At 44.6% G+C, this 25535-nt stretch carries 23 protein-coding genes; 17 read left to right on the forward strand and 6 right to left on the reverse strand.

Annotated elements, in window-relative coordinates; genetic code table 11:
* Positions 1–19 precede the first annotated feature (19 nt).
* The 3 genes from nrdA to ubiG form a co-directional block, all read right to left on the reverse strand.
* Entirely contained in the window at positions 20–2308 is a 2289-nt protein-coding gene (nrdA, locus tag BEL05_RS20295) for a class 1a ribonucleoside-diphosphate reductase subunit alpha (protein ID WP_028763881.1), read from the reverse strand.
* Positions 2309–2763: 455 nt separating this feature from the next.
* The gene (locus tag BEL05_RS20305) at positions 2764–3444 is read right to left on the reverse strand and encodes an HAD family hydrolase (protein ID WP_069672220.1); all 681 of its coding nucleotides are present in this window, start codon (positions 3442–3444) and stop codon (positions 2764–2766) included.
* Complete coding sequence (ubiG, locus tag BEL05_RS20310; RefSeq protein WP_069672275.1) at positions 3431–4147, reverse strand: bifunctional 2-polyprenyl-6-hydroxyphenol methylase/3-demethylubiquinol 3-O-methyltransferase UbiG; 717 nt, start codon at positions 4145–4147, stop codon at positions 3431–3433. Before ubiG ends, BEL05_RS20305 begins: the two co-directional genes overlap by 14 nt.
* 297 nt (positions 4148–4444) lie before the next feature.
* Between ubiG and gyrA the strand changes: the two genes are divergently transcribed.
* The 4 genes from gyrA (at position 4445) to BEL05_RS20330 (ending at position 9000) form a co-directional block, all read left to right on the forward strand.
* Positions 4445–7087: a DNA gyrase subunit A gene (gyrA, locus tag BEL05_RS20315; protein ID WP_069672276.1), complete on the forward strand. Its 2643-nt coding sequence runs from the start codon at positions 4445–4447 to the stop codon at positions 7085–7087.
* A 145-nt stretch (positions 7088–7232) separates the two neighbouring features.
* Positions 7233–8324, forward strand: a complete 1092-nt coding sequence (serC, locus tag BEL05_RS20320) for a 3-phosphoserine/phosphohydroxythreonine transaminase (RefSeq protein ID WP_069672221.1) — start codon at positions 7233–7235, stop codon at positions 8322–8324.
* 160 nt (positions 8325–8484) lie between these two features.
* Entirely contained in the window at positions 8485–8700 is a 216-nt protein-coding gene (locus tag BEL05_RS20325) for a hypothetical protein (RefSeq protein WP_069672222.1), read from the forward strand.
* A gap of 12 nt (positions 8701–8712) precedes the next feature.
* The gene (locus tag BEL05_RS20330) at positions 8713–9000 is read left to right on the forward strand and encodes a hypothetical protein (protein WP_069672223.1); all 288 of its coding nucleotides are present in this window, start codon (positions 8713–8715) and stop codon (positions 8998–9000) included.
* A 127-nt stretch (positions 9001–9127) separates the two neighbouring features.
* Here the strand turns inward: BEL05_RS20330 and BEL05_RS20335 are convergent, their stop codons facing one another.
* Positions 9128–10318: an amino acid aminotransferase gene (locus BEL05_RS20335; protein ID WP_069672224.1), complete on the reverse strand. Its 1191-nt coding sequence runs from the start codon at positions 10316–10318 to the stop codon at positions 9128–9130.
* 394 nt (positions 10319–10712) lie between these two features.
* Here BEL05_RS20335 and aroA point away from each other — a divergent pair, with 394 nt between their 5' ends.
* The 10 genes from aroA to BEL05_RS20385 all read left to right on the forward strand — a co-directional run bounded on the left by aroA (position 10713) and on the right by BEL05_RS20385 (position 20712).
* A complete protein-coding gene (gene aroA, locus BEL05_RS20340; protein WP_069672225.1) occupies positions 10713–11993 on the forward strand; it encodes a 3-phosphoshikimate 1-carboxyvinyltransferase in 1281 nt (426 codons plus the stop codon).
* A 189-nt stretch (positions 11994–12182) separates the two neighbouring features.
* Entirely contained in the window at positions 12183–12875 is a 693-nt protein-coding gene (gene cmk / locus BEL05_RS20345; protein ID WP_069672226.1) for a (d)CMP kinase, read from the forward strand.
* Between the two features lie 99 nt (positions 12876–12974).
* Positions 12975–14642, forward strand: coding sequence for a 30S ribosomal protein S1 (gene rpsA, locus BEL05_RS20350; RefSeq protein ID WP_028763892.1), 1668 nt, complete (start codon positions 12975–12977; stop codon positions 14640–14642).
* A 71-nt stretch (positions 14643–14713) separates the two neighbouring features.
* Positions 14714–15001, forward strand: a complete 288-nt coding sequence (gene ihfB / locus BEL05_RS20355; RefSeq protein WP_028763893.1) for an integration host factor subunit beta — start codon at positions 14714–14716, stop codon at positions 14999–15001.
* A 122-nt stretch (positions 15002–15123) separates the two neighbouring features.
* The gene (locus BEL05_RS20360) at positions 15124–15444 is read left to right on the forward strand and encodes a LapA family protein (RefSeq protein ID WP_051413086.1); all 321 of its coding nucleotides are present in this window, start codon (positions 15124–15126) and stop codon (positions 15442–15444) included.
* 1 nt (position 15445) lies between these two features.
* Entirely contained in the window at positions 15446–16606 is a 1161-nt protein-coding gene (lapB, locus tag BEL05_RS20365) for a lipopolysaccharide assembly protein LapB (protein ID WP_069672228.1), read from the forward strand.
* Between the two features lie 32 nt (positions 16607–16638).
* Entirely contained in the window at positions 16639–17334 is a 696-nt protein-coding gene (pyrF, locus tag BEL05_RS20370) for an orotidine-5'-phosphate decarboxylase (protein ID WP_069672229.1), read from the forward strand.
* Positions 17335–17398: 64 nt separating this feature from the next.
* Positions 17399–18205, forward strand: a complete 807-nt coding sequence (locus BEL05_RS20375) for an SDR family oxidoreductase (RefSeq protein WP_028763896.1) — start codon at positions 17399–17401, stop codon at positions 18203–18205.
* 57 nt (positions 18206–18262) lie between these two features.
* Positions 18263–18805 carry a DUF2058 domain-containing protein gene (locus BEL05_RS20380; RefSeq protein WP_028763897.1) on the forward strand — a complete coding sequence of 181 codons (543 nt, stop codon included), beginning with the start codon at positions 18263–18265 and terminating at the stop codon, positions 18803–18805.
* Positions 18806–18954: 149 nt separating this feature from the next.
* Complete coding sequence (locus BEL05_RS20385) at positions 18955–20712, forward strand: acyl-CoA dehydrogenase C-terminal domain-containing protein (RefSeq protein WP_069672230.1); 1758 nt, start codon at positions 18955–18957, stop codon at positions 20710–20712.
* Between the two features lie 64 nt (positions 20713–20776).
* Here the strand turns inward: BEL05_RS20385 and dacB are convergent, their stop codons facing one another.
* On the reverse strand, positions 20777–22282 hold the full coding sequence (gene dacB, locus BEL05_RS20390; RefSeq protein ID WP_069672231.1) for a D-alanyl-D-alanine carboxypeptidase/D-alanyl-D-alanine endopeptidase: 1506 nt from the start codon (positions 22280–22282) through the stop codon (positions 20777–20779).
* A gap of 115 nt (positions 22283–22397) precedes the next feature.
* Positions 22398–22574: a hypothetical protein gene (locus tag BEL05_RS20970; RefSeq protein WP_139151927.1), complete on the reverse strand. Its 177-nt coding sequence runs from the start codon at positions 22572–22574 to the stop codon at positions 22398–22400.
* 228 nt (positions 22575–22802) lie between these two features.
* Between BEL05_RS20970 and BEL05_RS20395 the strand changes: the two genes are divergently transcribed.
* From BEL05_RS20395 to BEL05_RS20405, 3 genes are all read left to right on the forward strand, one after another.
* A complete protein-coding gene (locus tag BEL05_RS20395; protein WP_069672232.1) occupies positions 22803–23135 on the forward strand; it encodes a DUF1904 family protein in 333 nt (110 codons plus the stop codon).
* An 11-nt stretch (positions 23136–23146) separates the two neighbouring features.
* Positions 23147–24460, forward strand: a complete 1314-nt coding sequence (pssA, locus tag BEL05_RS20400) for a CDP-diacylglycerol--serine O-phosphatidyltransferase (RefSeq protein WP_069672233.1) — start codon at positions 23147–23149, stop codon at positions 24458–24460.
* A gap of 264 nt (positions 24461–24724) precedes the next feature.
* Positions 24725–25480, forward strand: a complete 756-nt coding sequence (locus tag BEL05_RS20405) for a tRNA-uridine aminocarboxypropyltransferase (protein WP_028763901.1) — start codon at positions 24725–24727, stop codon at positions 25478–25480.
* The last annotated feature ends 55 nt before the right edge of the window (positions 25481–25535 follow it).

Below are 25535 nucleotides of genomic sequence, written 5' to 3' on the forward strand. Positions count from 1 at the left end.
GATTAAAATCTAGGGTTGGTTAGATTTTACATGCGCCGCCAGCGCAACTGTCATCTTCTTTCTCAATGGCAGTGATATCGTCATGACTATCTGAAGCGCCATCACGAGTATTGTGATAGTAAAGTGTCTTCACACCATATTTGTAGGCGGTTAATAGATCTTTAAGCAACACTTGCATAGGAACTTTATTACCCGGGAAACGGCTTGGATCATAGTTAGTGTTTGCAGAGATCGATTGGTCAACAAATTTTTGCATCAACCCGACAAGTTGAAGATAACCATCGTTGTTAGGCATCTGCCAAAGCAGCTCATAGCTGTATTGATACTTGTCGAAATCTGGCACGACTTGCTTTAACTGGCCATCTTTACTTGACTTAACGCTGATTAAACCACGCGGTGGTTCGATACCATTTGTCGCGTTAGAGATCTGTGAAGAGGTTTCTGACGGCATCAACGCAGACAGTGTTGAGTTACGCAGGCCGTGAGTTTTAATCTCTTCTCGTAACGTTTCCCAATCCATATGTAAGGGTTCATCACAGATCTTGTCCAAATCGCGCTTATAAGTGTCGATTGGCAAAATACCTTTAGCATAATTGGTTTCATGGAACAGTGGGCATGCACCCTGTTCTTTAGCCAAGTTTACAGAGGCCTTCAATAGGTAATATTGAATGGCTTCAAAGGTTTTATGAGTAATACCGTTTGCTGAACCATCAGAGTAACGCACACCTTCTTTAGCTAAGTAATTAGCAAAGTTGATCACCCCTATACCTAAGGTACGACGATTCATCGAGGCTTTGTGTGCTGACGTGATTGGATAATCTTGATAATCCAATAAATTGTCTAACGCACGTACAGCTAAATCCGCTAATGGCTCTAACTCTTCAAGCTTCTTGATGGCACCTAGGTTCAATGCCGATAGCGTGCACAAGGCAATCTCGCCATCAGGGTCATTGATATTGTTCAGTGGTTTAGTTGGTAATGCAATCTCTAAACACAAGTTAGATTGACGCACTGGCGCAACTTTAGAATCAAACGGGCTGTGTGTATTACAGTGATCCACGTTTTGGATATAGATTCGACCCGTAGATGCGCGCTCTTGCATCATCAAGGCAAACAGCTCCACGGCTTTGACTTCTTTTCTACGAATGCTCTTGTCTGCTTCATATTTTAAGTAAAGACGTTCAAACTCTTGTTGGTCTTCAAAGAACGCATCATACATACCAGGTACATCTGATGGACTAAAGAGACTGATCACGCCACCTTGAATCATACGTTGGTACATGAGTTTGTTGATCTGTACACCGTAATCTAAATGACGAATACGGTTATCATCGACACCACGGTTGTTCTTTAGAACCAAGAGTGATTCGACTTCCAGATGCCACATCGGATAAAACAGGGTCGCAGCACCACCGCGCACGCCGCCTTGAGAGCAAGACTTAACCGCGGTTTGAAAATACTTATAAAAAGGCAAGCAACCAGTATGAAATGCTTCGCCGCCGCGAATTGGGCTACCTAACGCACGAATGCGTCCTGCATTGACCCCTATGCCAGCACGTTGCGATACATACTTAACGATAGATGACGCGGTTGCATTGATAGAATCTAAGCTGTCACCACACTCAATTAATACACAAGAGCTAAACTGGCGAGTTGGTGTTCGGACACCAGCCATAATCGGTGTAGGCAAAGAGATCTTAAAGGTCGACGTGGCGTCGTAGAAATCTTTGACATACTGCAAACGAGTGTCTTTTGGATATTTAGCAAATAAACACGCCGCCACGAGAATATAAAGGAACTGAGCACTCTCATAAATATCATGGGTTACACGGTTTTGAACTAGGTATTTACCCTCTAGCTGCTTAACCGCAGCATAAGAGAAGTTCATGTCACGCCAATGGTCGATATAACTACCTAAGATATCGATCTCTTCACGGCTATAGTCATTCAAGATATGTGTATCGTATTTGCCAAGCTCTACCAATTTTACGACATGGTCGTACAGCTTTGGAGGCTCAAACTGACCGAATGCTTTTTTACGCAAATGGAAAATGGCTAAACGGGCAGATAAAAACTGATAATCAGGCGATTCAGGCGAGATAAGATCTGCGGCTGCCTTGATAATAGTTTCATGAATAGCTTCTGTTGGAATACCGTCGTAAAACTGAAGGTGAGAGCGTAATTCAACTTCTGATACCGAGACGTTTTTAAGTCCTTTTGCCGCCCAGGTGATGACACGGTGGATCTTGTCAAGATCGATGGTTTCGCGTTCGCCACTGCGTTTCGTGACTTGCATATTGCTGTTCATTAACGATAAGCCCTGAATTGACTATTGTGATAAAGATGAGGAGTTACTTTGGCCCAACGTTTCCATGTAAAAACAATAGATGGGTTAAGAAATACGTCGATACTACACCTAGTTTCTAGTGTCTTCGACCATCACCTATACACAATATATGGTGTTTTTTAAATTATAGGATACAAGATAGTGAGGTTAGGGCGATTTTGCAAGAGAGAATTTACTGGACAACTTGTGGATATCTTGGGGGTAACAATCAGGGTTAGTAACGACTTACCTTTAAGCCTTGTTTTCAATTACGATAGCCCCCTTGGGTTAACATTTAACCACACAAATTTAAATGTGAAGATCGCCAGTTTTATAAACGATCGTTTCGATCCGATTAGTCAAAAAACGATCGTTGTCAGGCTAATGACTGATGGTGACCAAAAGCGCTAACACAAAATGTATCGATAACTTGCTTGTTACTTAAGATTGGCGTTCAGTAGAGCAATTATCTCATCTGGATTGTCAAAACTAAAGTCGTGGGGCCATTCGCTACTGTTATCCGCTTGCCCTATATAACCCCATTGTGCAATTCCTCCCTGCATGCCACTATTTTGTGCCGCCTGAAGGTCTCGTAATGCATCTCCCAAGTAGAGTATCTGGGCCACATCAACCCCTATCTGTTGAGCCGCGAGTAACATTGGTGCTGGATGGGGCTTGGTATAACGAACTGAATCGCCACTAACCACCGCAGGCATTAATGGTATGAGCCCTAAATGGTGAAGCAGTGGTCTGGCAAAGCAAGCCGCTTTATTAGTGACTACGCCAAAAGGGATCTGCTCGGCGACTAAAAAATCAATGAGCTTCTTTACCCCATCAAAATAGATCGCCTGCTGGCCGTTGACCTGACCGTAATGCTTTAGCAAAGCTTGTTGCAGTTGAGTTTGAGCAACATCGCCTATATAAGGTTGCGCCGCATTGACTAACGCCATACTCCCATTGGATGCCTCATCGCGAATTGCCGATAAAGCGACTTGAGGGTAGCCGTATTCAACTAACGCCAGATTAAGCGCAGCAATCAGATCGGGAGCGGTATCGACTAAGGTGCCATCAAGGTCGAACAACACGCCCTTGATGGCGGGTAATTTACGCATCGTCATTTTTGACGGTGGCTATCATATAGTTAACATCCAAACTCTTTGTGTAGCGAAAGATGTCTGTAATAGGGTTATAAGTGATACCAGTAGCATCAGTACATATAAGGTCAACACGATCTGCCATGGCGATAAGCTCGGCTGGCTTGATGTACTTATTATGATCATGGGTGCCAACGGGAAGCATCTTTAATAGGTACTCGGCACCCAACACGGTTTCAACATAGGCACGAATATTTCTATTGATTGTAGAGAAAAACACATGGCCGCCAGGCTTAACCATCTCAGCGCATGCTTGAATGACAGAGGCGGGGTTAGGCACGTGTTCTAACATCTCCATACATGTCACGACATCATAATGGCCGCGATGTGAATCTCGATGCGCTTCGGCGGTGTCTTGAATGTAGTCTATCTCTACGCCAGTCTCTAATGCATGCAAACTAGCCACATCTAATGGTTCAGTGCCCATATCTAAACCGGTCACATTTGCACCTATACGTGCCATGCTCTCAGATAAAATGCCACCACCACAGCCTACATCTAAAACTTGCTTACTAAATAGCCCACCAACAGTTTGATCGATAAAGTTAAGACGCAGTGGATTGAGCTTGTGTAATGGTTTGAATTCGCCAGCGGGATCCCACCAGGTTTCCGCCATCTTTTCGAATTTAGCGATCTCTTGCGGATCAACATTGATGTTTTCTGACATGTTTAGCACCTCTGCCGAGATTTTATTTTTCGCCATTATACCTATCGCTTTTCAGAAACAAAGGAGAATAGCGTACAGACTGACGAGATAAGCAGCAGATCGCTGGTTAACCGTTCGGCGATTGATTTCTATCAATGTTTACGGGCCGAAACAGATATTTTCAGGGAAATTTCAATAGGGTCTAGCGACATTAAATATCTGTGTTAGAATGCCAAATCACGTTTTCAGGCTTGACGTTATATTGTCTGGTTTTTGAACAGTATTTTGTCAGCTAAATTTCAAGGGATCGAGCAGTTTATGACTGATCTGGCTTCATCTATAACACCAATTAATATTGAAGACGAATTAAAGAATTCATATTTAGATTACGCCATGAGTGTAATCGTTGGCCGAGCTCTACCTGATGTAAGAGACGGGCTAAAACCGGTTCACCGTCGCGTATTATTCGCGATGAACGAACTTAAGAACGATTGGAACAAACCATACAAAAAGTCGGCACGTGTTGTCGGTGATGTGATCGGTAAATATCACCCACACGGTGATACGGCGGTTTATGACACTATCGTTCGTATGGCGCAGCCATTTTCGCTACGTTACACCCTAGTTGACGGCCAAGGTAACTTTGGTTCTGTTGATGGTGACTCTGCAGCGGCGATGCGTTATACCGAAATTCGTATGCAGAAATTGGCCCATTCGCTTTTAGCCGATTTAGAAAAGGAAACCGTTGATTTTGTACCTAACTATGACGGTACAGAGTTCATTCCAGCAGTATTGCCAACGCGCGTACCAAACCTATTAATTAATGGGTCATCGGGTATTGCTGTCGGTATGGCCACCAATATTCCTCCGCATAACTTGACTGAAGTAGTACAAGGCTGTTTAGCACTGATTGAAGAGCCAAGTCTATCTATCGAACAGTTGATGGAATATATCCCAGGCCCGGACTTCCCAACGGCTGCAAGTATTAATGGTCGTAAAGGCATTATCGATGCTTATATGACTGGCCGTGGCCGCGCCGTGATGCGCGCTAAAGCCGAAGTCGAAACCGAAGACAATGGCCGTGAGCGTATCATTGTTCACGAAATCCCGTATCAAGTTAACAAAGCGCGTTTAATTGAAAAGATTGCCGAGCTTGTTAAAGATAAAAAGATTGAAGGCATCAGTGGCCTGCGCGATGAGTCTGATAAAGACGGTATGCGCATCGTTATCGAAATTAAGCGTGGCGAAGTGGGTGAGGTTGTACTTAATAACCTATACGCACAAACACAGATGCAGTGCTCGTTTGGTATAAACATGGTGGCATTGACCAATGGTCAGCCGAAACTGTTTAACCTCAAAGAGATGCTAGAGTGCTTTATTCTTCACCGTCGTGAAGTGGTTACTCGCCGGACAGTATTTGAACTACGTAAGGCTCGAGAGCGTGCTCATATCCTTGAGTCACTGGCGATTGCCTTAGCTAATATCGACCCTATTATCGCGTTGATTAAAGCATCGCCAACCCCTGCTGATGCAAAAGTGCAACTCGTTGCTCAAGGCTGGGATTTAGGTAATGTACAAGGCATGCTTGAAAAAGCAGGTGATGATGCAGCGCGTCCAGAATGGTTAGAACCTGAGTTTGGTATCCGCGACGGCAAATATTACCTGACTGAGCAACAAGCTCAGGCAATTCTTGAGCTACGCCTGCATCGTCTAACGGGTCTAGAGCATGAAAAGATCCTTGCCGAGTATGAAGAGTTACTTATCTTAATCGCTGGTTTGCTATTGATCCTTCGTAGCCCAGAACGCTTAATGGAAGTGATTAAAGAAGAGCTTGAAGAGATTTTAGAGCAGTATGGTGATAGTCGTCGTACCGTGATTAACGCTAACGAAATTGATATGAGTCTTGAAGACCTTATTAATGAAGAAGATGTTGTTGTCACGCTATCTCACTTAGGGTATGCCAAGTATCAACCACTTTCTGATTACCAAGCGCAGCGCCGTGGTGGTAAAGGTAAAGCTGCAACTAAAGTGAAAGATGAGGATTTCGTCGAAAAACTATTAGTTGCCAATACCCACGACACCATCTTGTGCTTCTCTGACTTCGGTAAGCTGTATTGGTTGAAGGTTTATCAATTGCCGCTAGCTAGCCGTACGGCTCGTGGTCGTCCAATTATTAACTTATTGCCGCTGTCTGAAGGCGAGCGCATTACTGCCATCTTGCCTGTTCGTGAATACGACGCAGACAAGTATGTCATCATGGCAACGTCTCACGGTACAGTGAAGAAGACCTCTCTGGAGCAATACTCTCGCCCACGTGCTAACGGTATTATTGCGGTTAACCTTAAAGATGGCGACCAGCTAATCGGTGTCGATATCACTAATGGTGATAACGAAGTAATGCTGTTCTCTAATGAAGGTAAAGTCGTTCGCTTTAGCGAAGATCAAGTTCGTGGCATGGGTCGTACAGCGACTGGTGTACGCGGTATCAAGCTTGAAGATGGTCAAACCGTAGTATCGTTAATCGTACCGAAGAACGACGGCCCTATCTTAACCGTGACAGAAAACGGTTATGGTAAGCGTACTGCGCTAGATGAATATCCAGCCAAGAGCCGTGCAACCAAAGGTGTGGTGTCAATTAAAGTTAGCGAGCGTAACGGTGCTGTAGTTGGCGCGGTGCAAGTGCTAGAGAACGACGAGATCATGCTGATCAGTGATAAAGGCACTTTAGTCCGTACACCAGCAACAGGCGTATCATCGATTGGTCGTAACACACAAGGTGTCACGATTATCCGTACAGGTGATGATGAAAGTGTTGTTGGCCTGCAGCGTATTGACGAAATCCAAGATGAGATCGAACTTGACGAAGAGGGTAATCCTATCATCGTTGATGCCGAAGCTATTGAGGGTGAAGTTGAGCAAACACCAGGTGAAGCGCCAGAGGCTGAAGAGCCTAACGAATAACGGTTAAACAATTTAACGGGCGTCCATTTGGACGCTCGTTTTGTTTCTGCAAGCAAAAAACGTAAACAGATAATTCTTATAATAATGCCAGTGGCAACAACTATTGTATCAACGCAATTGACCCTAAGCGTCAAAGGAGAAGCAAGTGAGCGCGACATATAATTTCTGTGCGGGGCCTGCAATGTTACCCGCTGAGGTAATGCAAAAGGCACAAAAGGAGTTATTAGATTGGAATGGCCAAGGTGTCTCAGTGATGGAGGTCAGCCATCGAAGTAAAGAGTTTATAGCGCTAACAGAGCAAGCAGAAGCGGATATCCGAGAGCTGATGGCAATCCCAGCTAACTACCATGTACTGTTTATGCATGGTGGTGGACGGGGACAATTTGCTGCTGTTGTGAATAATTTTTTAGGTAGTAAAGGAAAAGCTCTATATCTTGTTGATGGCAGCTGGTCTTCAGCGGCTGTCGACGAGGCGGTAAAACTCGCCGGAAAAGAACAGGTAGACATCCTTAATATTGTAAATAAAGATAATAATATCAATAGTATTTCTTTACCTGATCTATCTGCTATAGACCAAGATTATCGCTATGTTCATTACTGTCCAAACGAAACCGTTGATGGTATCGAAATTTTTGAAGAGTTAAATGCTCCTTGGCCCATCGTTGCCGATATGTCGTCGAATATTATGTCGCGTAAAATTGATGTCAGCCGCTATGGATTAATCTATGCGGGAGCACAAAAGAATATCGGTCCATCAGGCTTAAGTATCGTCATCATAAAAGATGATTTACTTGCGCTGCCACAACAGCCACAAGCATCAATCATGGATTATCGATTGGCAGTTAAACATGACTCGATGTACAACACGCCGCCGACATTTGCATGGTACCTTGCTGCTGAAGTGTTCAAGTGGTTAAAATCCAATGGCGGCGTGGCTGCAATGGAAGCGATTAATCAACAAAAAGCACAACTACTCTATGCATTTATCGACAGTTGTGACTTTTACGAAAGTCGAGTTGCTAACGCTAACCGCTCACAAATGAATGTCACCTTTTATCTCAAAGATGAGTCACTTAACGAGCAGTTTATTCGCCAGGCGAAGGAGGCAGGCTTAGTCGCACTAAAGGGGCATAGAAGTGTTGGCGGTATGCGAGCCAGTATTTATAACGCGATGCCAATTGAAGGGGTTGAAGCGTTAGTTAACTTTATGAAACAGTTTGCTCAGCGCAACGCCTAGCGTGATAACTGTCAGCTTTAGATAAGTAAATAAATAGCGAATACCCTGAGTTATTCGCTATTTTCATGCTTGCTCGACAGTTATTCATCGTTAGCGGGGTTATCCTTTTTGTTGCCTTGTCGAATTACAAATAATGACGATTTTGAAAAAGGGAGTATTAATGCAAAAGCTGTTATTAATTCTAACTTTGTTACTACCACTCAGTGTATCGGCATACGGTGTTGACGTAGGGCTAAACAAAAAATCTGCGCCAAAAGAAGTGCCCATATCGCTAATTATGGAGTTTCATTTAGCGCATAAGACTGTATTAGATGAGCATAGCCTCGACTTGGGTACAGGGGAAACCACGAAAGTCGCCAAAGCGATAGCGGCATAATCAGCGCTTATTGTGGATTACTTGGTTCCGATAGAATCCTATATAGAGGGGCTTTCAGAGGCGGATACTCGGCATAAAATAGAGAGAGACTGTGATGCTATTCAGCATGATGCCTATCTTCAGGGACATCAACTAGATTGGGGCGGTACAGGGGTGGTTACCGATGCCGCTCTAGCAAAACGAGACCATTTGCTAAATAGGCTAATCTATTATGTGGTGCGAGTGCACAAGGAAGATGATACCCATTTTAACCTGGACGACTGGCTAGCCGTTTTGGGTGTCGAAGTTTTTGATATTTAAAATCCAATCCTGCTTTTTTTACGCTATTCGTCTGATTTTTAATGTTTATTTGCATCGAAAAAGTCGCGCGGAAATTTGCCGCGCGACTTTAGTTAACCAATAAATTGGGCCTACTTATAAATGGCTATTACAGCACCTTGGCAATGGACTCTGCGAGATAATCCACATTACCTTCACCTATCCCTGCAATACTAATACGGCTTGAATCAACCATATAGATACTGTGATCATGTTGTAATTGTGCGACTTGTTGGGGAGTAATTCCTAAAAAAGAAAACATTCCTTTTTGCTCTGCAATAAAGCTAAAGTCGCGTGTGACACCTTTTTCTATCAACTTATTCACCAACATAACTCGGTTACCGTTGATCCGATCCCGCATCTCTTTTAGCTCATCTAACCATTGTTGCTTAAGTTCACTTGATCCTAAAATAGTTTCGACAATTGCAGCACCATGAGCAGGTGGCATAGAGTAGATGCAACGCACCACATAAAGTAGCACCGAGAAAGCCACGTTAGCCGATTGACTATCACGACCCAGGATAGAGCAGGCGCCGATGCGCTCGCGATATAGACCGAAGTTTTTCGAGCATGAGCTACATAAGATCATATTATCAACCTGAGCAGCCATTTGACGCACACCGTAGGCGTCCTCATCTACGCCATCACCGAAACCTTGATACGCCATATCAATAAGTGGAGTAAACCCTTGTTGCTTGGTTAACTCAATCACTTTGTCCCATTGCTGTGTGGTCAAATCCATGCCGCTTGGGTTATGACAACATGCATGCAGTAGCACAACATCATCCTTACCCACTTGCGACAAAGTAGAGAGCATTTCGTCAAATTTCAGCGTCTTATTGTCGTGATCATAGTAAGGGTAGGTTTTAACAGATAGGCCCGCCGCTTCAAACAGACCAGTGTGGTTTGCCCAAGTTGGATCGCTGACCCATACAACGGCGTTTGGATTAAGACGTTTGATAAAATCGGCAGCGACGCGCAGTGCCCCCGTTCCGCCGGGGGTAGATACTGTCCGTACTCGGTCAGCCAGCAGTGCAGGGTTATCTTGACCAAAAGCCAGCTCACCAAGCAGTTGGTTAAATGATGCTGATCCTGTCGGGCCTATGTAAACTTTTGTTTCCTCTGTGTCTATGCGATGCTGCTCTGCAATCTTCACACAGTGCAAAATAGGGGTGTGACCTTGCTCATCCTTATAAACACCGACACCGAGGTCGACCTTATTAGCATGAGTATCTTCGCGATATTTGGTCATCAATCCAAGGATAGGATCGGCGGGCATAGGGGTAAGTGTTTCGAACATAGCTCCAACAACCTTTTTATTAAGTTTATCGGCCTTTCTTGGCCTCGGGCGTGAAAACCTAGGATAAACCAGTTTGGCAGACAAATAACAGTGCTTGTGTTGATTTTACCACGCAAGAGAAAAGGAAAATATTTATGCCAGCGGTTAACAAATCGGCAAAATGGCTCAACTCTCACTAACAAAGCCACACCTTTTGACCTGTTAGGTAAGAAAATTACTCATTAAGCCCTATTAATTGCAAAAAAGTGTTGAATAGTGGGCCACGATCAGTAACTTTATAACCACGAGGTTCAAAGTCTTTTTGAACAGGTCGCCATTTTGTCGTGATGGTACAAACGTTAATGATAACCCGCATGGCCGTTAAGGCGTCATGCAATGATAAAAGAAGTGATTCATGAAGCAACTACGACTCGAACCCATCAGTAAAGTCCAAGGCACGATTAATATTCCCGGCTCTAAGAGTATTTCTAATCGCGTATTGTTATTAGCGACGTTAGCCAAAGGTAAGACTAAACTGACTAACCTGCTTGATTCAGATGATATTCGCTACATGCTTGCATCACTCAAGCAACTGGGTGTGAATTATCGTCTCTCTGAAGATAAAACGATCTGTGAACTCGACGGTATTGGCGGCGCGATGAACGCTTCTGATGCCCAAACGCTTTTTCTTGGTAACGCTGGCACCGCGATGCGTCCTTTATGCGCTGCATTAACCTTAGGAAGCGGTACGTTTACTTTAACGGGCGAACCTCGTATGGAAGAGCGCCCCATTGGTGACCTTGTTGACGCTCTGGCACAACTCGGTGCGGATGTAACCTACCTGAAGAACCCTGGCTTTCCACCGTTAACGATTAACGCTACGGGCTTAAATGGCGGTGATGTAGAGATAGCGGGTGACCTATCCAGTCAATTCTTAACCGCCTTATTGATGGTTGCACCGCTTGCAAGAAGCACAGTAAATATCAAAATCAAAGGCGAACTCGTCTCTAAGCCATATATCGATATCACGATTGCACTAATGGCACAGTTCGGTGTGGAGGTGAAAAACCACAACTATGAACGCTTCGAAATTCTCAGCGGACAAGCTTATGTCTCACCAGGAACCGTCTTAGTTGAAGGCGATGCATCATCAGCCTCATACTTTTTAGCGGCTGGCGCCATTAAGGGCGGAGAAGTTAAAGTAACCGGCGTTGGCCTTAAGAGCATTCAAGGCGATGTGAAATTTGCCGATGTGTTAGCGAAAATGGGCGCCGAAATAGAGTGGGGGGATGACTATATTATCTCGCGGGTTGCACAACTCAAGGCGGTCGATTTAGACATGAACCATATTCCTGACGCTGCGATGACGATCGCAACAACCGCTTTATTTGCCCAAGGTACTACAACTTTGCGCAATATCTACAACTGGCGCATTAAAGAAACCGATAGACTTGCAGCAATGGCAACAGAGCTGCGTAAAGTCGGGGCCATCGTCGATGAGGGCCATGATTACATCAGTGTCACACCACCGGTGGCTCCTAACACCGCCGATATCGACACTTATAACGATCATCGTATGGCCATGTGTTTCTCTATGCTGGCGTTTGCCGATTGTGGCATCACTATCAACGACCCTGACTGCACCTCAAAAACCTTTCCAAACTACTTTGAAAAATTTGCCGCGTTAGCCGTATAAAATTGGTAAAGAGAATGAGAGGTTAAGTCTAATTGACCTCTCATTTATCTACAGAGTTTATACCTGCACCTGAATAATCTTAAGTTTTTACCGCTTTGTTATCAGATTTGGTTTATAATGCGCGCGCTCTTTTTTAGTGGATGAATATCAAGATCTTTAGGGAAGATAGATTTTAATTTGGAGAATCATATGTCACAACGGGCTCCTATCGTCACCATTGACGGCCCAAGCGGTGCAGGTAAAGGTACCATTAGTCAGTTACTTGCAACTCGATTAGGGTGGAAACTGCTAGACAGCGGTGCCATATATCGGGTATTAGCGTTAGCCGCGATCCATCACAATGTAGAACTCGACAACGAATCATCATTGGCCTTATTAGCCGCGCATTTAGATGTGCAATTCATCACGGCTAATGGAAATGGCATTAAAGTTGTTTTAGAAGGCGAAGACGTTTCCCATGACATCCGTAGTCAAGAATGCTCAAACGCTGCCTCTAAAGTAGCGGCTTTTCCTACGGTTAGAGAAGCATTACTTCGCCGTCAACGCGCGTTTGCAGAAGCGCCAGGGCTTATCGCTGATGGTCGTGATATGGGCACAGTGGTATTCCCAACAACGCCAGCTAAACTTTATTTAACGGCGACTGCTGAGGAAAGGGCCCAAAGACGCTATAATCAGTTGCAGGACAAGGGCTTCGGTGTTAATATCGACCGTCTTTTATCCGAGGTCATCGAACGAGATGAGCGCGATATGAATCGCCCCGTAGCACCTTTAGTTCCGGCTGAAGACGCACTCGTTATTGATACGACAACGATAGATATTGATGAAGTATTGGCACTTTGCCTTGCACACATCACCAAAAAATTACCTAACGTTAGTCTGTAAAGGCTAGCGTTTTATCATTTGTCGAATGGATGCGACAAATTATTAATCTGACTCCACGTCCAGGATGGTCCGTGGTTTATTAAAGAAAGTAACTTAAACATGACTGAATCTTTTGCTGATCTATTTGAACAATCCCTTGAAACACTTGAGTTCCGTCCAGGTTCTATCGTTCGTGGTACTGTAGTATCAATCCAGAACGGTATGGTACTTGTTGACGCAGGTCTGAAGTCTGAAAGCCCAATCCCAGCTGAACAGTTCAAAAACGCTCAAGGCGCTCTTGAAATCGCAGTTGGTGACCAAGTTGACGTAGCCCTAGACTCTGTTGAAGATGGTTTCGGTGAGACTCAGCTTTCTCGTGAGAAAGCGAAGCGTCACGAAGCTTGGATCGTTCTAGAAAAAGCGTACGAAGATGCTGAAACTGTAATCGGTATCATCAATGGTAAGGTTAAAGGCGGTTTCACTGTTGAATTAAACGGTATCCGTGCATTCCTACCAGGTTCTCTAGTTGACGTTCGCCCAGTTCGCGATACTGCTCACCTAGAAAACAAAGAACTAGAATTCAAAGTTATCAAGCTAGACCAGAAGCGTAACAACGTTGTTGTTTCTCGTCGTGCTGTTATCGAATCAGAAAGCAGTGCAGAGCGTGATGCTCTTCTTGAAAACCTTCAAGAAGGTCAAGCGGTTAAAGGTATCGTTAAGAACCTTACTGACTACGGTGCATTCGTAGATCTAGGTGGCGTTGACGGTCTTCTACATATCACAGATATGGCTTGGAAGCGCGTTAAGCACCCATCTGAAATCGTAAATGTTGGTGATGAAATCAACGTTAAAGTACTTAAGTATGACCGTGAGCGCACTCGTGTTTCACTAGGTCTTAAGCAACTTGGCGAAGATCCATGGTTAGAAATCAGCAAGCGCTACCCAGAAAACACTAAGTTGACTGGTCGCGTAACTAACCTAACTGACTACGGTTGTTTCGTTGAAATTGAAGAAGGCGTAGAAGGTCTAGTACACGTTTCTGAAATGGATTGGACTAACAAGAACATCCACCCATCTAAGGTTGTTAACCTAGGTGATGAAGTTGAAGTTCTAGTTCTAGACATCGATGAAGAACGTCGTCGTATCTCTCTAGGTCTTAAGCAGTGTAAAGTTAACCCATGGGATGACTTTGCAGAGCGTTTCCAGAAGGGCGACAAGGTTTCTGGTAAGATCAAGTCAATCACTGACTTCGGTATCTTCATCGGTCTTGACGGCGGCATCGACGGTCTAGTTCACCTTTCTGATATCTCTTGGAACGGTACTGGCGAAGAAGCTGTATCTGACTATAAGAAAGGCGACGAGATCCATGCAGTTGTTCTTTCTGTTGACCCAGAGCGTGAGCGTATCAGCCTTGGTGTTAAGCAGACTGAAGATGATCCTTTCAATGCATACCTTGCAGATAAGAAGAAAGGTGCTATCGTAAACGGTACTGTAGTTGCTGTTGACGCGAAAGGCGTTACTATTGAGCTAGCTGAAACTGTAGAAGGTTACCTACGTGTAGCAGATATCTCACGTGAGCGCATTGAAGACGCGTCTACTGTATACTCAGTAGGTGACGCTGTTGAATCTAAGTTCATGGGTGTTGATCGCAAGAACCGTACTATCAGCCTATCTATCAAAGCGAAAGATGAAGCTGATGAGAAGGAAGCGATGGCTAACTTGAACAAGCAAGATGACGTTGCTATGAGCAGTGCCATGGCTGAAGCGTTCAAAGCAGCTCGTAAGTAAATCGCCTGAAGTTCGGGGATGTTTCATCCCCGTTAGGTGACTGTGTTTGGCTTGATTATAGAGGGTACAGGATGACTAAATCCGAACTGATCGAAAAACTTGCCACTAGGCAGTCGCAGCTGTCGGCAAAAGATGTAGAAGGTGCAATCAAAGAGATGTTGGAGCAGATGGCGACAACATTGGAAGGCGGTGATCGTATAGAGATCCGTGGTTTTGGTAGTTTTTCTCTACATTATCGTGCACCACGTACAGGTCGTAACCCAAAGACTGGCACATCAGTCGAATTGGAAGGCAAGTATGTACCGCACTTTAAGCCTGGCAAAGAACTGCGTGAGCGCGTTGATGCAATCAACTCGTAAATGACATTGTTTTAAAAGCCTCCGAAAGGAGGTTTTTTTATGTCTAAATTCTAGGTATAGCTAGCTAGTTAGCTAAAATTCTTAGATAATCAACCAACCACAACGCGTTTATGGAGTGTGACGTGAAGTCATTGATTGCGACCATACTTGTCGCTCTATTTTTTGTCCTAGCATTGGTCTTTGGTGCTCGCAATGAACAACTGGTAACCATCAGCTATTTTGTTGCACAAGGGGAGTATCGTCTTCCTGTCGTGTTAGGTGTGGTGTTTCTAGCTGGGTTTCTGGTTAGTTGGATTTTTGCTATGTATCACATTGCAAAGTTAAAGCTGGTACTTCGTCAAGCTAATAAGCGTATAGAGCAATTTGAAGCTAAGAATCCAAGTTCGCTGGCCAGTGATAAGAAACAACTGAACGGCCCTGAGACTAAGGAACTAAACGCTTAATATGTTAGAGATCCTTTTTCTGTTACTCCCTATTGCTGCCGGTTATGGTTGGTATATGGGGCGCCGTAGTATACGGCATAAACAGAATAGTAAGAGAAAACAGCTGAGTAGAGATTACTTTACTGGATTGAATTTTCTTCTCTCTAATGAGTCTGACAAAGCCGTTGATCTGTTTATTTCGATGTTAGATGTCGACGATGACACCATAGACACCCACCTTTCTCTCGGTTCACTGTTTCGTAAACGCGGTGAAGTCGATCGCTCTATTCGAATTCATCAAAATCTCATCGCCAGACCCAGCTTAACCACAGAGCAACGTGATATCGCTATGATGGAACTAGGTAAAGATTATTTAGCTGCGGGTTTTTATGATCGCGCAGAAGAGATATTTCTTAATCTGGTTCGCCAAGAAGATCACAGCCAAGAAGCCGAAGATCAACTTATTGCCATTTATCAAGTCACCAAAGATTGGCAAAAAGCCCTCGACATTATCAAATCGCTAAAACGCAAACGTCAGCAAGCATTAAAGCACCTATCAGCGCATCTATATTGTGAGTTAAGTGATGAGCAGCAAGATATAGAGCAAAAAATTAAATTGCTTAATCAAGCGCTAAAACAGGATGGTCAATGCGGCCGGGCGCTGCTAAATGCCACCAAACATTATTTGGTTCAGCACCAGACTGATCGTGCCAAAGAGATGTTACATCGTTTAAAAGAGGCTGATATTGAGCTATTTCCCGAAGCCTTAGCAATGGCAAAACAAGCTTATGAAGCACAAAGCGACCAACAGGCTTACCGAGAACTATTGCGAGAAGCCATCGAGCTGGGCGCGGGAGCAAGTGTAGCCATCACACTTGCTCAACATATGATTGAGCAGGGAGAGAAGCAAGATGCTGAAAAGTTGGTGCTAGACGGTCTTTATCGTCACCCAACAATGAAAAGTTTTCAACACCTGATGAAGATGCAGATTCAACATGCGGAAGATGGACAAGCGAAAAAAAGCTTAAATATGCTTGCCGAGCTAGTTGAGCAACAAATTAAATTTCGTCCAAGTTATCGTTGTGTAGAGTGTGGTTTCCCGTCCCACACGCTTTATTGGCATTGTCCCTCCTGTAAAAGCTGGGGCACAGTTAAGCGAATCAAAGGGTTAGACGGTGAGTAGAACACAATAATGCAAAGCAACAGGAGAGATAAATGAGCGACAAACCGATTATAGTGGCCTTAGATTATGATAATAAAGCCGAAGCTTTGCAGCTAATTGATAAGTTAGATCCCAACATGTGTCGCTTAAAAGTCGGCAAAGAGATGTTTACCCTATTTGGTCCTGATTTAGTGAGAGAGATCCACAATCGTGGATTCGATCTGTTTCTAGATCTCAAGTTTCATGATATTCCCAATACTGTCGCTAAAGCCGTAACTGCTGCTGCAGAGTTAGGGGTATGGATGACAAACGTTCATGCCAGTGGTGGACTCGCCATGATGGAAGCGGCGCAAAAAGCACTTGCCCCATACGGAGATAAAGCGCCACTGCTGATTGCTGTTACCGTATTGACTTCGATGAGTGATGATGACCTCAAACTACTAGGCATCAATGTGCCAGCCGCAGAGCATGTAAAGCGTTTAGCTTCACTCACTCAGCAAGCGGGTTTGCATGGCATTGTTTGCTCCGCACAAGAAGCAAGCATGCTTAAAGAAACCTTTGGGAAAGAGTTTAAATTGGTCACTCCCGGCATCCGTCCAGCAGGCGCTGATAAAGGGGATCAACATCGAGTGATGACACCTAAAGAGGCATTATTGGCTGGGTCTGATTACTTAGTGATTGGTCGACCTATCACTAAAGCTGCCGATCCTTTGGCTGCACTCAAAGCGATTCATGACTCGCTAAAATAGATTGACTAAATTTTCAAAGCACTTAGGTTAGAGCATTAACGCAAATAATACCTATGGAGCTAACATGTTCGATTACCAAGGAAAAAACGTCGTTGTTGTCGGCGGAACCAGTGGCATCAATTTGGGCATCGCAATCGCTTTTGCGCAAGCGGGGGCCAATGTAGCCGTTGCTAGCCGCAGCCAAGATAAAGTCAACAATGCGGTGAGCCAGCTACAAGCTGCTAACCCTCATGGTAAAACGATAGGTGTTAGTTTTGATGTGCGAGACCTAGCGGCAGTTAAAGCTGGTTTTGCGTATGTGGCAGAGCAGTTTGGTCATATCGATATTTTGGTCAGTGGTGCGGCAGGTAATTTCCCAGCCACTGCGGCAAACTTGAGTGAGAACGGCTTCAAGTCAGTGATGGATATCGATTTACTGGGCAGTTTTCAGGTATTAAAACAAGCTTATCCGTTGCTCACTCGACCTGGCGCGAGCATTATTCAGATCTCAGCACCACAAGCGTATATTGCAATGCCAATGCAGGCCCATGTCAGCGCTGCAAAAGCAGGGGTTGATATGTTGACAAAAAGCTTAGCGTTGGAGTGGGGCGTTGAAGGAATAAGAGTTAACTCTTTAGTGCCTGGCCCCATTGCCGATACCGAAGGCTTTAATCGATTGGCGCCAAGTGAAGCCCTACAACAGCGCGTAGCGCAAAGCGTACCGCTCCAGCGCAATGGTCAGTGTCAAGATATTGCCAATGCGGCACTGTTTTTAGCCTCTCCAATGGCGAATTACATTACTGGCACTGTATTACCTGTAGACGGCGGCTGGTCATTAGGTGGCGCAAGTATGGCAATGAGTGAACTCGGTAAGTTGGCGCAAATGCGCTAAATTTTATTAATAGAAAAGCGATGGGCATAAGTTCCATCACCGAAAGTGAGAAGTACAATGGCAAACCCATTTCAAGAGCAATTATTAAAAGCGGGCTTAGTGAGTAAGCAAAAGGTTCAAAATGCCAAGACGCAAAAACGTCGTGACCGCAAGGCTAAAGTTGATGATGGCAGTGCAGCGCTAAAAGCACAGATAGCCGATCAGAAGCGTCAGCAAGCCGAGAAAGATAAAGTACTTAATGAACAGCGTTTTGCCGAGGCTACAGAAAAAGGCCAGGTAAGAGGGCTTATCACCGAATTTAAACGTCTAGCGATTGCTACACCAAGAGACGCGGAAGTTAAATTTAACTACACCTTGGGCACTAAAATCTATTCGCTCTATGTCAATGATAAACTACAAAACCAACTGCTTAGTGGCCAACTTGGTATTGTCCGCCACGAAGAGGTTAGCTACCTAGTTCCCCATAAACTAGCCGAACGGGTACAGCTATTGGTTCCTGATTGGTGTGGCTATTTGTGGCAACAAGATGATAATCAACAAGTGGTTGAAGAGGATGATCCCTATGCAGACTACGTGATTCCAGACGATCTCATGTGGTAATGACTATTTATAAGCCCTGCACCTAGCGGGGCTTTTTTATATCAGGCTGCAAGCCAAATCACGATAATCTAAGACAAAAGACTTTATTCTAATGACTATCTAGGTTAAATTAAAACAACCGTTTTAATCCTACGTTTGAGAGTCAATAAATGAACCCTTACCAAGCGCCATTGGCCGACATGAAATTCCTGTTAGAAAGGGTGTTTGATGCACCGACAACCTGGGAAAGTATCCCTGCGTTAGCCGAAGCTGTTGATATGGACACCGCTGCAGCTATCATGGATGAAGCCAACAAAATTGCCCGGGATCTTATTCATCCTATTAACCGCAATGGCGATGAACAAGGCGTTCGTCATCAAGGTGATAAAGTGATCACACCTGACGGCTACAAAGCGGTATATGACCAATATGCCGAAGGCGGTTGGGTAGGGTTATGTGGCGAACCTGAACTCGGTGGCATGGGTATGCCTAAAATGCTGGGTGTCTTAGTCGACGAAATGGCTTATAGCGCTTGTAACGCCTTTACCCTTTATGGTTCATTAACGGCTGGCGCAGCATTGTGTATTAATGCCCATGGTACTGACGCGCTTAAACAAAAGTATTTACCTAATCTTTATAGTGGCCAATGGGCTGGTGCGATGGACATGACCGAGCCGCAAGCGGGTTCGGATCTGCGTAACATACGCACCAAAGCCGTCCCTCAAGAGGATGGCAGCTATCTTATTAGTGGCAGCAAAATTTTTATCACAGGTGGTGACCACGATTTAACTGAGAACGTTATTCATTTGGTCCTTGCAAAATTGCCAGACTCAAACGGCATATCCTTATTTTTAGTCCCTAAAATTAACGTCGATGATAACGGTGAACTCGCTGAAACCAACGGCGTTACAGTCGGTTCTATTGAGCACAAAATGGGACTAAAAGGTTCTGCCACTTGTGTGATGAATTTTGACGATGCAAAGGGCTATCTTATCGGCAAGCCTAATCGTGGTTTAGTCTGCATGTTTACTATGATGAACTATGAGCGTTTGGCTATCGGTATTCAGGGGCTAGGCACATCACAAGCGGCTTACCAGATGGCTGCAGACTATGCCAAAGAGCGTACCCAAGGTGTTGCCGCAGGCGGTTCACCTACTGGGGCCTTGAGCGATCCTATCTTGGTACACGGTGATGTTAGACGCATGCTGCTAAATATTCGCTGTTATACCGAAGCTGGCAGAGCACTCTCGGTATACACAGGGCAACAGCTTGACCTCGCCAAGTATGGTGACGGTGAGGTTAAATCCAAAGCAAGTCGTTATGTTGGATTGCTCACTCCCGTTGCAAAAGCATTTTTGAGTGACCGCGGTCTCGATGCTGCGATTATGGCGCAGCAAGTGTTTGGTGGCCATGGTTATATCCGTGAAACGGGTATTGAGCAACTCGTACGGGATACACGTATTGCCCAGATTTATGAAGGAACTAACGGTATTCAGGCCATCGACTTCCTAGGTCGAAAGACGACAGGTGACAATGTGGCTGCATTGACAGAGTTTGTCACTGAACATCAGCATACGTTGGCAACATTAGAATCTATTTCTGATGAGCAAAAGGCACAGATTTCATCGAGGTTCGAAGCGCTCCTCCACGTTGCTAATAGCGTCAATGATAATAAGTTAGCCCAGCCAGCGCTTATCAATGCTTGTGCGGTCGATTTCCTCGATGCCTTTGGTCACTTAGTCTATGGTTACTTCTGGTTATTAATGGCCGATCGTGCCAGCAATCATGAAGATGCACAGTTCGCCGCAACTAAGCAGCATCTTGCTCAGTTCTACTTAGCTAAGCTACTACCTAAAGTCGATTACCATCTGGCACAGGTATCGGCAGGCGATGCGACTATCATGACGATGGATGAATCGCTTTTTTAAGTGAACACTGCAGAAAAAAAGCCCAGAATGAGCATTTCATTCTGGGCTTTTTGTTACATGAATCCTATTTAGCTTCAGTTTGTCGTTTAACAGACTCATTTTGATGAATGGGCGTATCTAGAGGCGGTTCTTCTTTTGCCGATAAGGGGGCACTATCCAATAAGGTTTGTAAAAACAGCGCACTAAAAGGTGCTATTTGATCATGTTTCGTTTTTGGGCTTTGACCATTTTCAAGTACCACAAACAGCGCCTTGCCAGTTTGATTTAACGAGATAAACCCCGCTAAGTTGTCGACACCTTGCATTGATCCCGTCTTTGCCACCACTCGTTGTTTTAATGGCGCTCTATTGTAGTGCGCTTTGTACCTGAGCGTACCAGAGATACCTGCGACTGGAAGTTGTTCAATTAGTCCCTGAAAGCGCTTATCTTCATAAATGAGCATCAGCACTTGCGAGAGTTGATTGGCTGTTAATAGGTTATACCGAGAAAGGCCTGAACCATCGACAATTTGCGAATGGCTCAAGTCAACACCAGCAGCCGTTAGAATTTGCTCAACAGCTTTTGCGCCGTGACTAAAGTTAGCAGGCTCTCCAAAATAGGATTTACCAATTGCCTTAAATAAACTATCTGCAATTAAATTGTCTGACTTGAGTAGCATTGTTTCAACCAGAGCTGGTAATGCTTCAGAGCTATGGCTTGCGATCACCTTATGGTATTTAGCCCGTTTGCTGCTGACTTTAACTTTGCCTTTGACGCGTATCTGTGAAGACTTTAATAGCTGCTCAATCATCTTTGAGGCAAATAGCGCCGGATCGTTGATGGCTATGGCTAAGTTAATGGGTTTGTCGCCAGCGTGGCAACCGGAGAGGTGAAAGGTGTTATTTGCCAGCCGGCTTAATTCAAGCTCACAAAATGAACCTTGTTTCCGCTTATCAAAGACTGCGCTGGTCGATAAACTTACGGGAAGATAACTTGCAAAACTTAACTGGCTTTCGTTGCTCGCCATTTTAGGCCTGAGTTGCCCATGTATACAGTTTTGATTGATCACGAATGCAGATACAGGCGCTGCATAACAGATGCCTAGGTCGTCCCATACCCATCCAGGAGCCTTAGTTTGCTCACCAGGTTCTCCGACAAGGTAAATATTACCGCTCACTTCATACAAGCCTTGGTCAGTTAACTGCTTAAAGAGATCCCTTAAATTATCCGTTGTCAGGGTAGGATCTCCACTAAAGGTGATGTAGATATCACCAGCTATTTTGCCATGCCGAATAGGAAAGTGGGAAAACACTTGAGTATCAAATTTAAATCCATTGCCAAGCTGTGCCGTCGCAGCCACAGCCGTCAGCAGCTTTTGGGTACTTGCAGGCAGCAGCAAGGTGTCGGCATTTTGCTGATAGATCAATTCACCTGTCGTGAGGTCAGTGGCGCTGAGTGCTACCTGAGAGTGTCGAGGCTCGATAATCCCCATGAGATTGCTAAAATAGTCGTTTCCCCATGCAGGGGCTTGACACAAAAAGGCGACAGCTAAACTTGGGGCTGTAACGAAATAATGGCGTGTTTTACGCATGGCAGTAGGATGCCTTTTAACACTGCGATATAGATTAAGTATGAACATTTCCCTCTATCTCAACAACTTGATATGAGTGTACGTCAGTAGCTAGACTAAATGGATATGGTTATTTCTAGTCATCTTGTGAAGGCGCATCTTTTTCCATTAAACGATATAAACGTAAAGTAACAAATACGACGAGCCCCATAAATAGCGGCAGAATGAATAAACCCAGCTGCGCTTTAAAATGAAAAATTGCCCAAGCAGCCGCCAGTGTAACAACCAATGTGATTAAGATTTTAATGTTCATGTTTCACCTTCCCAATAGACCTAGATCGATTGTAATGGGTTATGACCCAAAAAGCCGTGATTGCAGCTGAATATCCAACCAAGCGGCTAAAATTAGCACCAAGCATCACTATTTGATTAAATTAGAAACAAAAATCCTCGCTATCAATCTCATTAATGGAGAAAAACCTTGCTCCATCGGGTTTAAATCGGTAATTTCTATCCCCTTAAGATTAGGGACGGGGTTGAGATGCCACACATTCGTATGCGAGGCTTACCGCAAGAGGCGGTTATTGACTTAAGCAGGGATCTTCTCGATACGCTAGCCGCTCGCTGTAATGTCAGCGCAGACGGTTTTACGCTTGATTGGGTACCTAGTATTAGTTATCGCCACGGAGAGGTAGACAGAGACTTTGTACAAGTAGAAGTGCTCTGGTTTCCCAAAGCCCCTGAAACGCATCACGTAGTTGAGCAAGATATTCGCCAAGCCATATTATCGGTTTATTCATCTGCGAAGCATATCTCAATCATGTTCACGGCATTAACGCCAAGTTACTACTATCGTGATGGACATCATTTTTAAAGGAGGATGCCTTGCTGGATAAGCTAGGTGGAATTGCGTTACAACCCGATGCCATTCGCTGGTTGTTAACGCCCGCGGCACTTAAAGCCGAATTATTGCAGCAGATAGCCAAGGCTAAATTTGCGATAACCATAGCAGCGCTTTATCTTGAAGATGATGAAGCGGGGCGCGAAATACTTACAGCGCTGATGGAGGCCAAAGCCAATAATCCACAGCTCGATGTAACTGTATTGGTCGATTTTCATCGCGCGCGTCGTGGATTAATTGGCCACAAAGGCGATAGCGGTAACTATTTTATGTACCGCAAAGTCATCGAAGCCGCCAAACACCCAATCAAGATTTTGGGTGTCCCCGTGAAGTCACGCGAATTCATGGGCGTACTGCACCTTAAAGGCTTTATTATTGATGACACGGTAATATATAGCGGGGCAAGCTTAAACAATATTTACCTACACCAAGGTGATAAGTATCGCTTCGACCGGTACCATGTGATTGAATCTGCTGAGCTAGCCCGCTCAATGCGTCAAATGGTGCAAGACTATATCGTCAGCGATAAAGCCGTAACATCATTGACTCAACCCAAAGAGAGCGAGCAGTTACCGGATAAGCAAGACGTGCGTACGTTAAAAGCGCGTTTAGCCAAGGCTAAATATGATTTTAAACCGACAAAGATTGGTAACCGTATCACACCGGTTATCGGGTTAGGTCGTAAACGCAACAAGCTCAATAAACTGGTGATAGATTTAGTGTCGCAGTCATCTAAGTCACTGTTTATCTGCACACCATACTTTAATCCGCCCTATATTTTGTCTAGAGCGTTATCGAAGCATCTCAAGCAGGGGAAACGGATCGATATTGTGGTGGGTGATAAGACATCAAACGACTTCTTTATTCCACCAGAAGAAACTTTTTCCACTATCGGAGCATTGCCATACATGTATGAGCAATCGCTGCGCAAGTTTGCCAAGCGCCAACAGTGGGCGATTGAGTCGGGGCAGTTAAATATTCACTTGTGGAAACACGGCCGCAATAGCTATCACTTAAAAGGGATCAGCGCCGACAATAGACTGCACCTTATTACCGGTTCTAACCTCAATCCACGTGCTTGGGCGCTAGATTTAGAGAATGGTCTACTGCTGCAAGATGAATCAAATGCGTGGACGGATAAGTTTGAACAAGAGCAGCAACATATTCTTGAACACACTGAGCGTCTATATCATTACAGTCAACTTGAAACGCTAAATGATTATCCTGCGCCGGTGAGGAAAATCATGAATCGTATTCGTCGATTGAAAGCTGATTTTTTACTACGGCGTATTCTTTAGCCACTAGTAGGTGGTTAACGAAAAGGGAAGGCGGCTCGTTTAGAAGCCGCCTTTTTGTATCTTATCTGCTCATAATGTGATTATGCTTGTGAATTGTGACGTTAGTAGCACCATCAAAAAATCTCACACCTAAATCATTAATTGCATTAAATCATCTACCCGCGACAGCGTTTAATATTTACCAAAGCTATACAAATTCAATGGTAGGCTGATATTATGGCACATATAAAGCGTTCAATAATTTTAAAGGCAACCGCTACCTCTATGGGTTTTCCATCGCACGCAGTGCATCTGCGCTATCAATATAGAAAAGCAATTTCAACCAGGCCTTACAATGCGCGTGGTAAAAACTTGGTCCGTTGTGACGCTTGTCTGTTAGCAAAACAGTTTTGCACCTGTGGATCTCGACGTCAGCTCACCTCGAATGCCAGTTTTTTGTTGATCATGTATGATGATGAGGTCTTAAAACCCAGCAATTCAGGACGCTTAATCGCGGATTTAGTGCCCGATACCCATGCATACATCTGGTCACGCACCCAAGTAAACCGAAAATTATTGGCGCTACTTAACGACCCGCAGTATCAAGCCTATCTGGTGTTTCCTAGCGAATATGCACAGCCTGGACAAACCGTGGTGGAAAAGGTCGAACCGATCGGGCCTTGTAGTGCGGGAGTCAACAAACGACCGTTATTTGTATTGCTCGATGGCAGTTGGCGAGAAGCGATAAAGATGTTTAATAAGAGTCCCTATTTACACTCTTTACCTATGCTATCTTTTACACCTGAAACTGCAGCTAAATATGGTTTACGTAAAGGCAGTCGAGACTTTCAGTTAGGGACAGCAGAGGTTGCGGCATTGGCCTTAGGTGTCGCTGGCGAAGCGCATAATGCAGCAAGTCTAAATGCCTGGTTTGCGTTGTTTATAGAGTCTTCGATGTTCAGTCGGAGCCGTAAGAGCACGCTAGACCGAACACCACTTAATCAACTTACCTATGCTTTTCATCAAAGTCTGCACAAGTAGCTGTGGTTATAGGCTGTAACCGTTGCCATGACTACCTAGAACAGCGTCGAAGCCG

It is taken from the genome of Shewanella colwelliana, from assembly GCF_001735525.1.
Lineage (GTDB): Bacteria > Pseudomonadota > Gammaproteobacteria > Enterobacterales > Shewanellaceae > Shewanella > Shewanella colwelliana.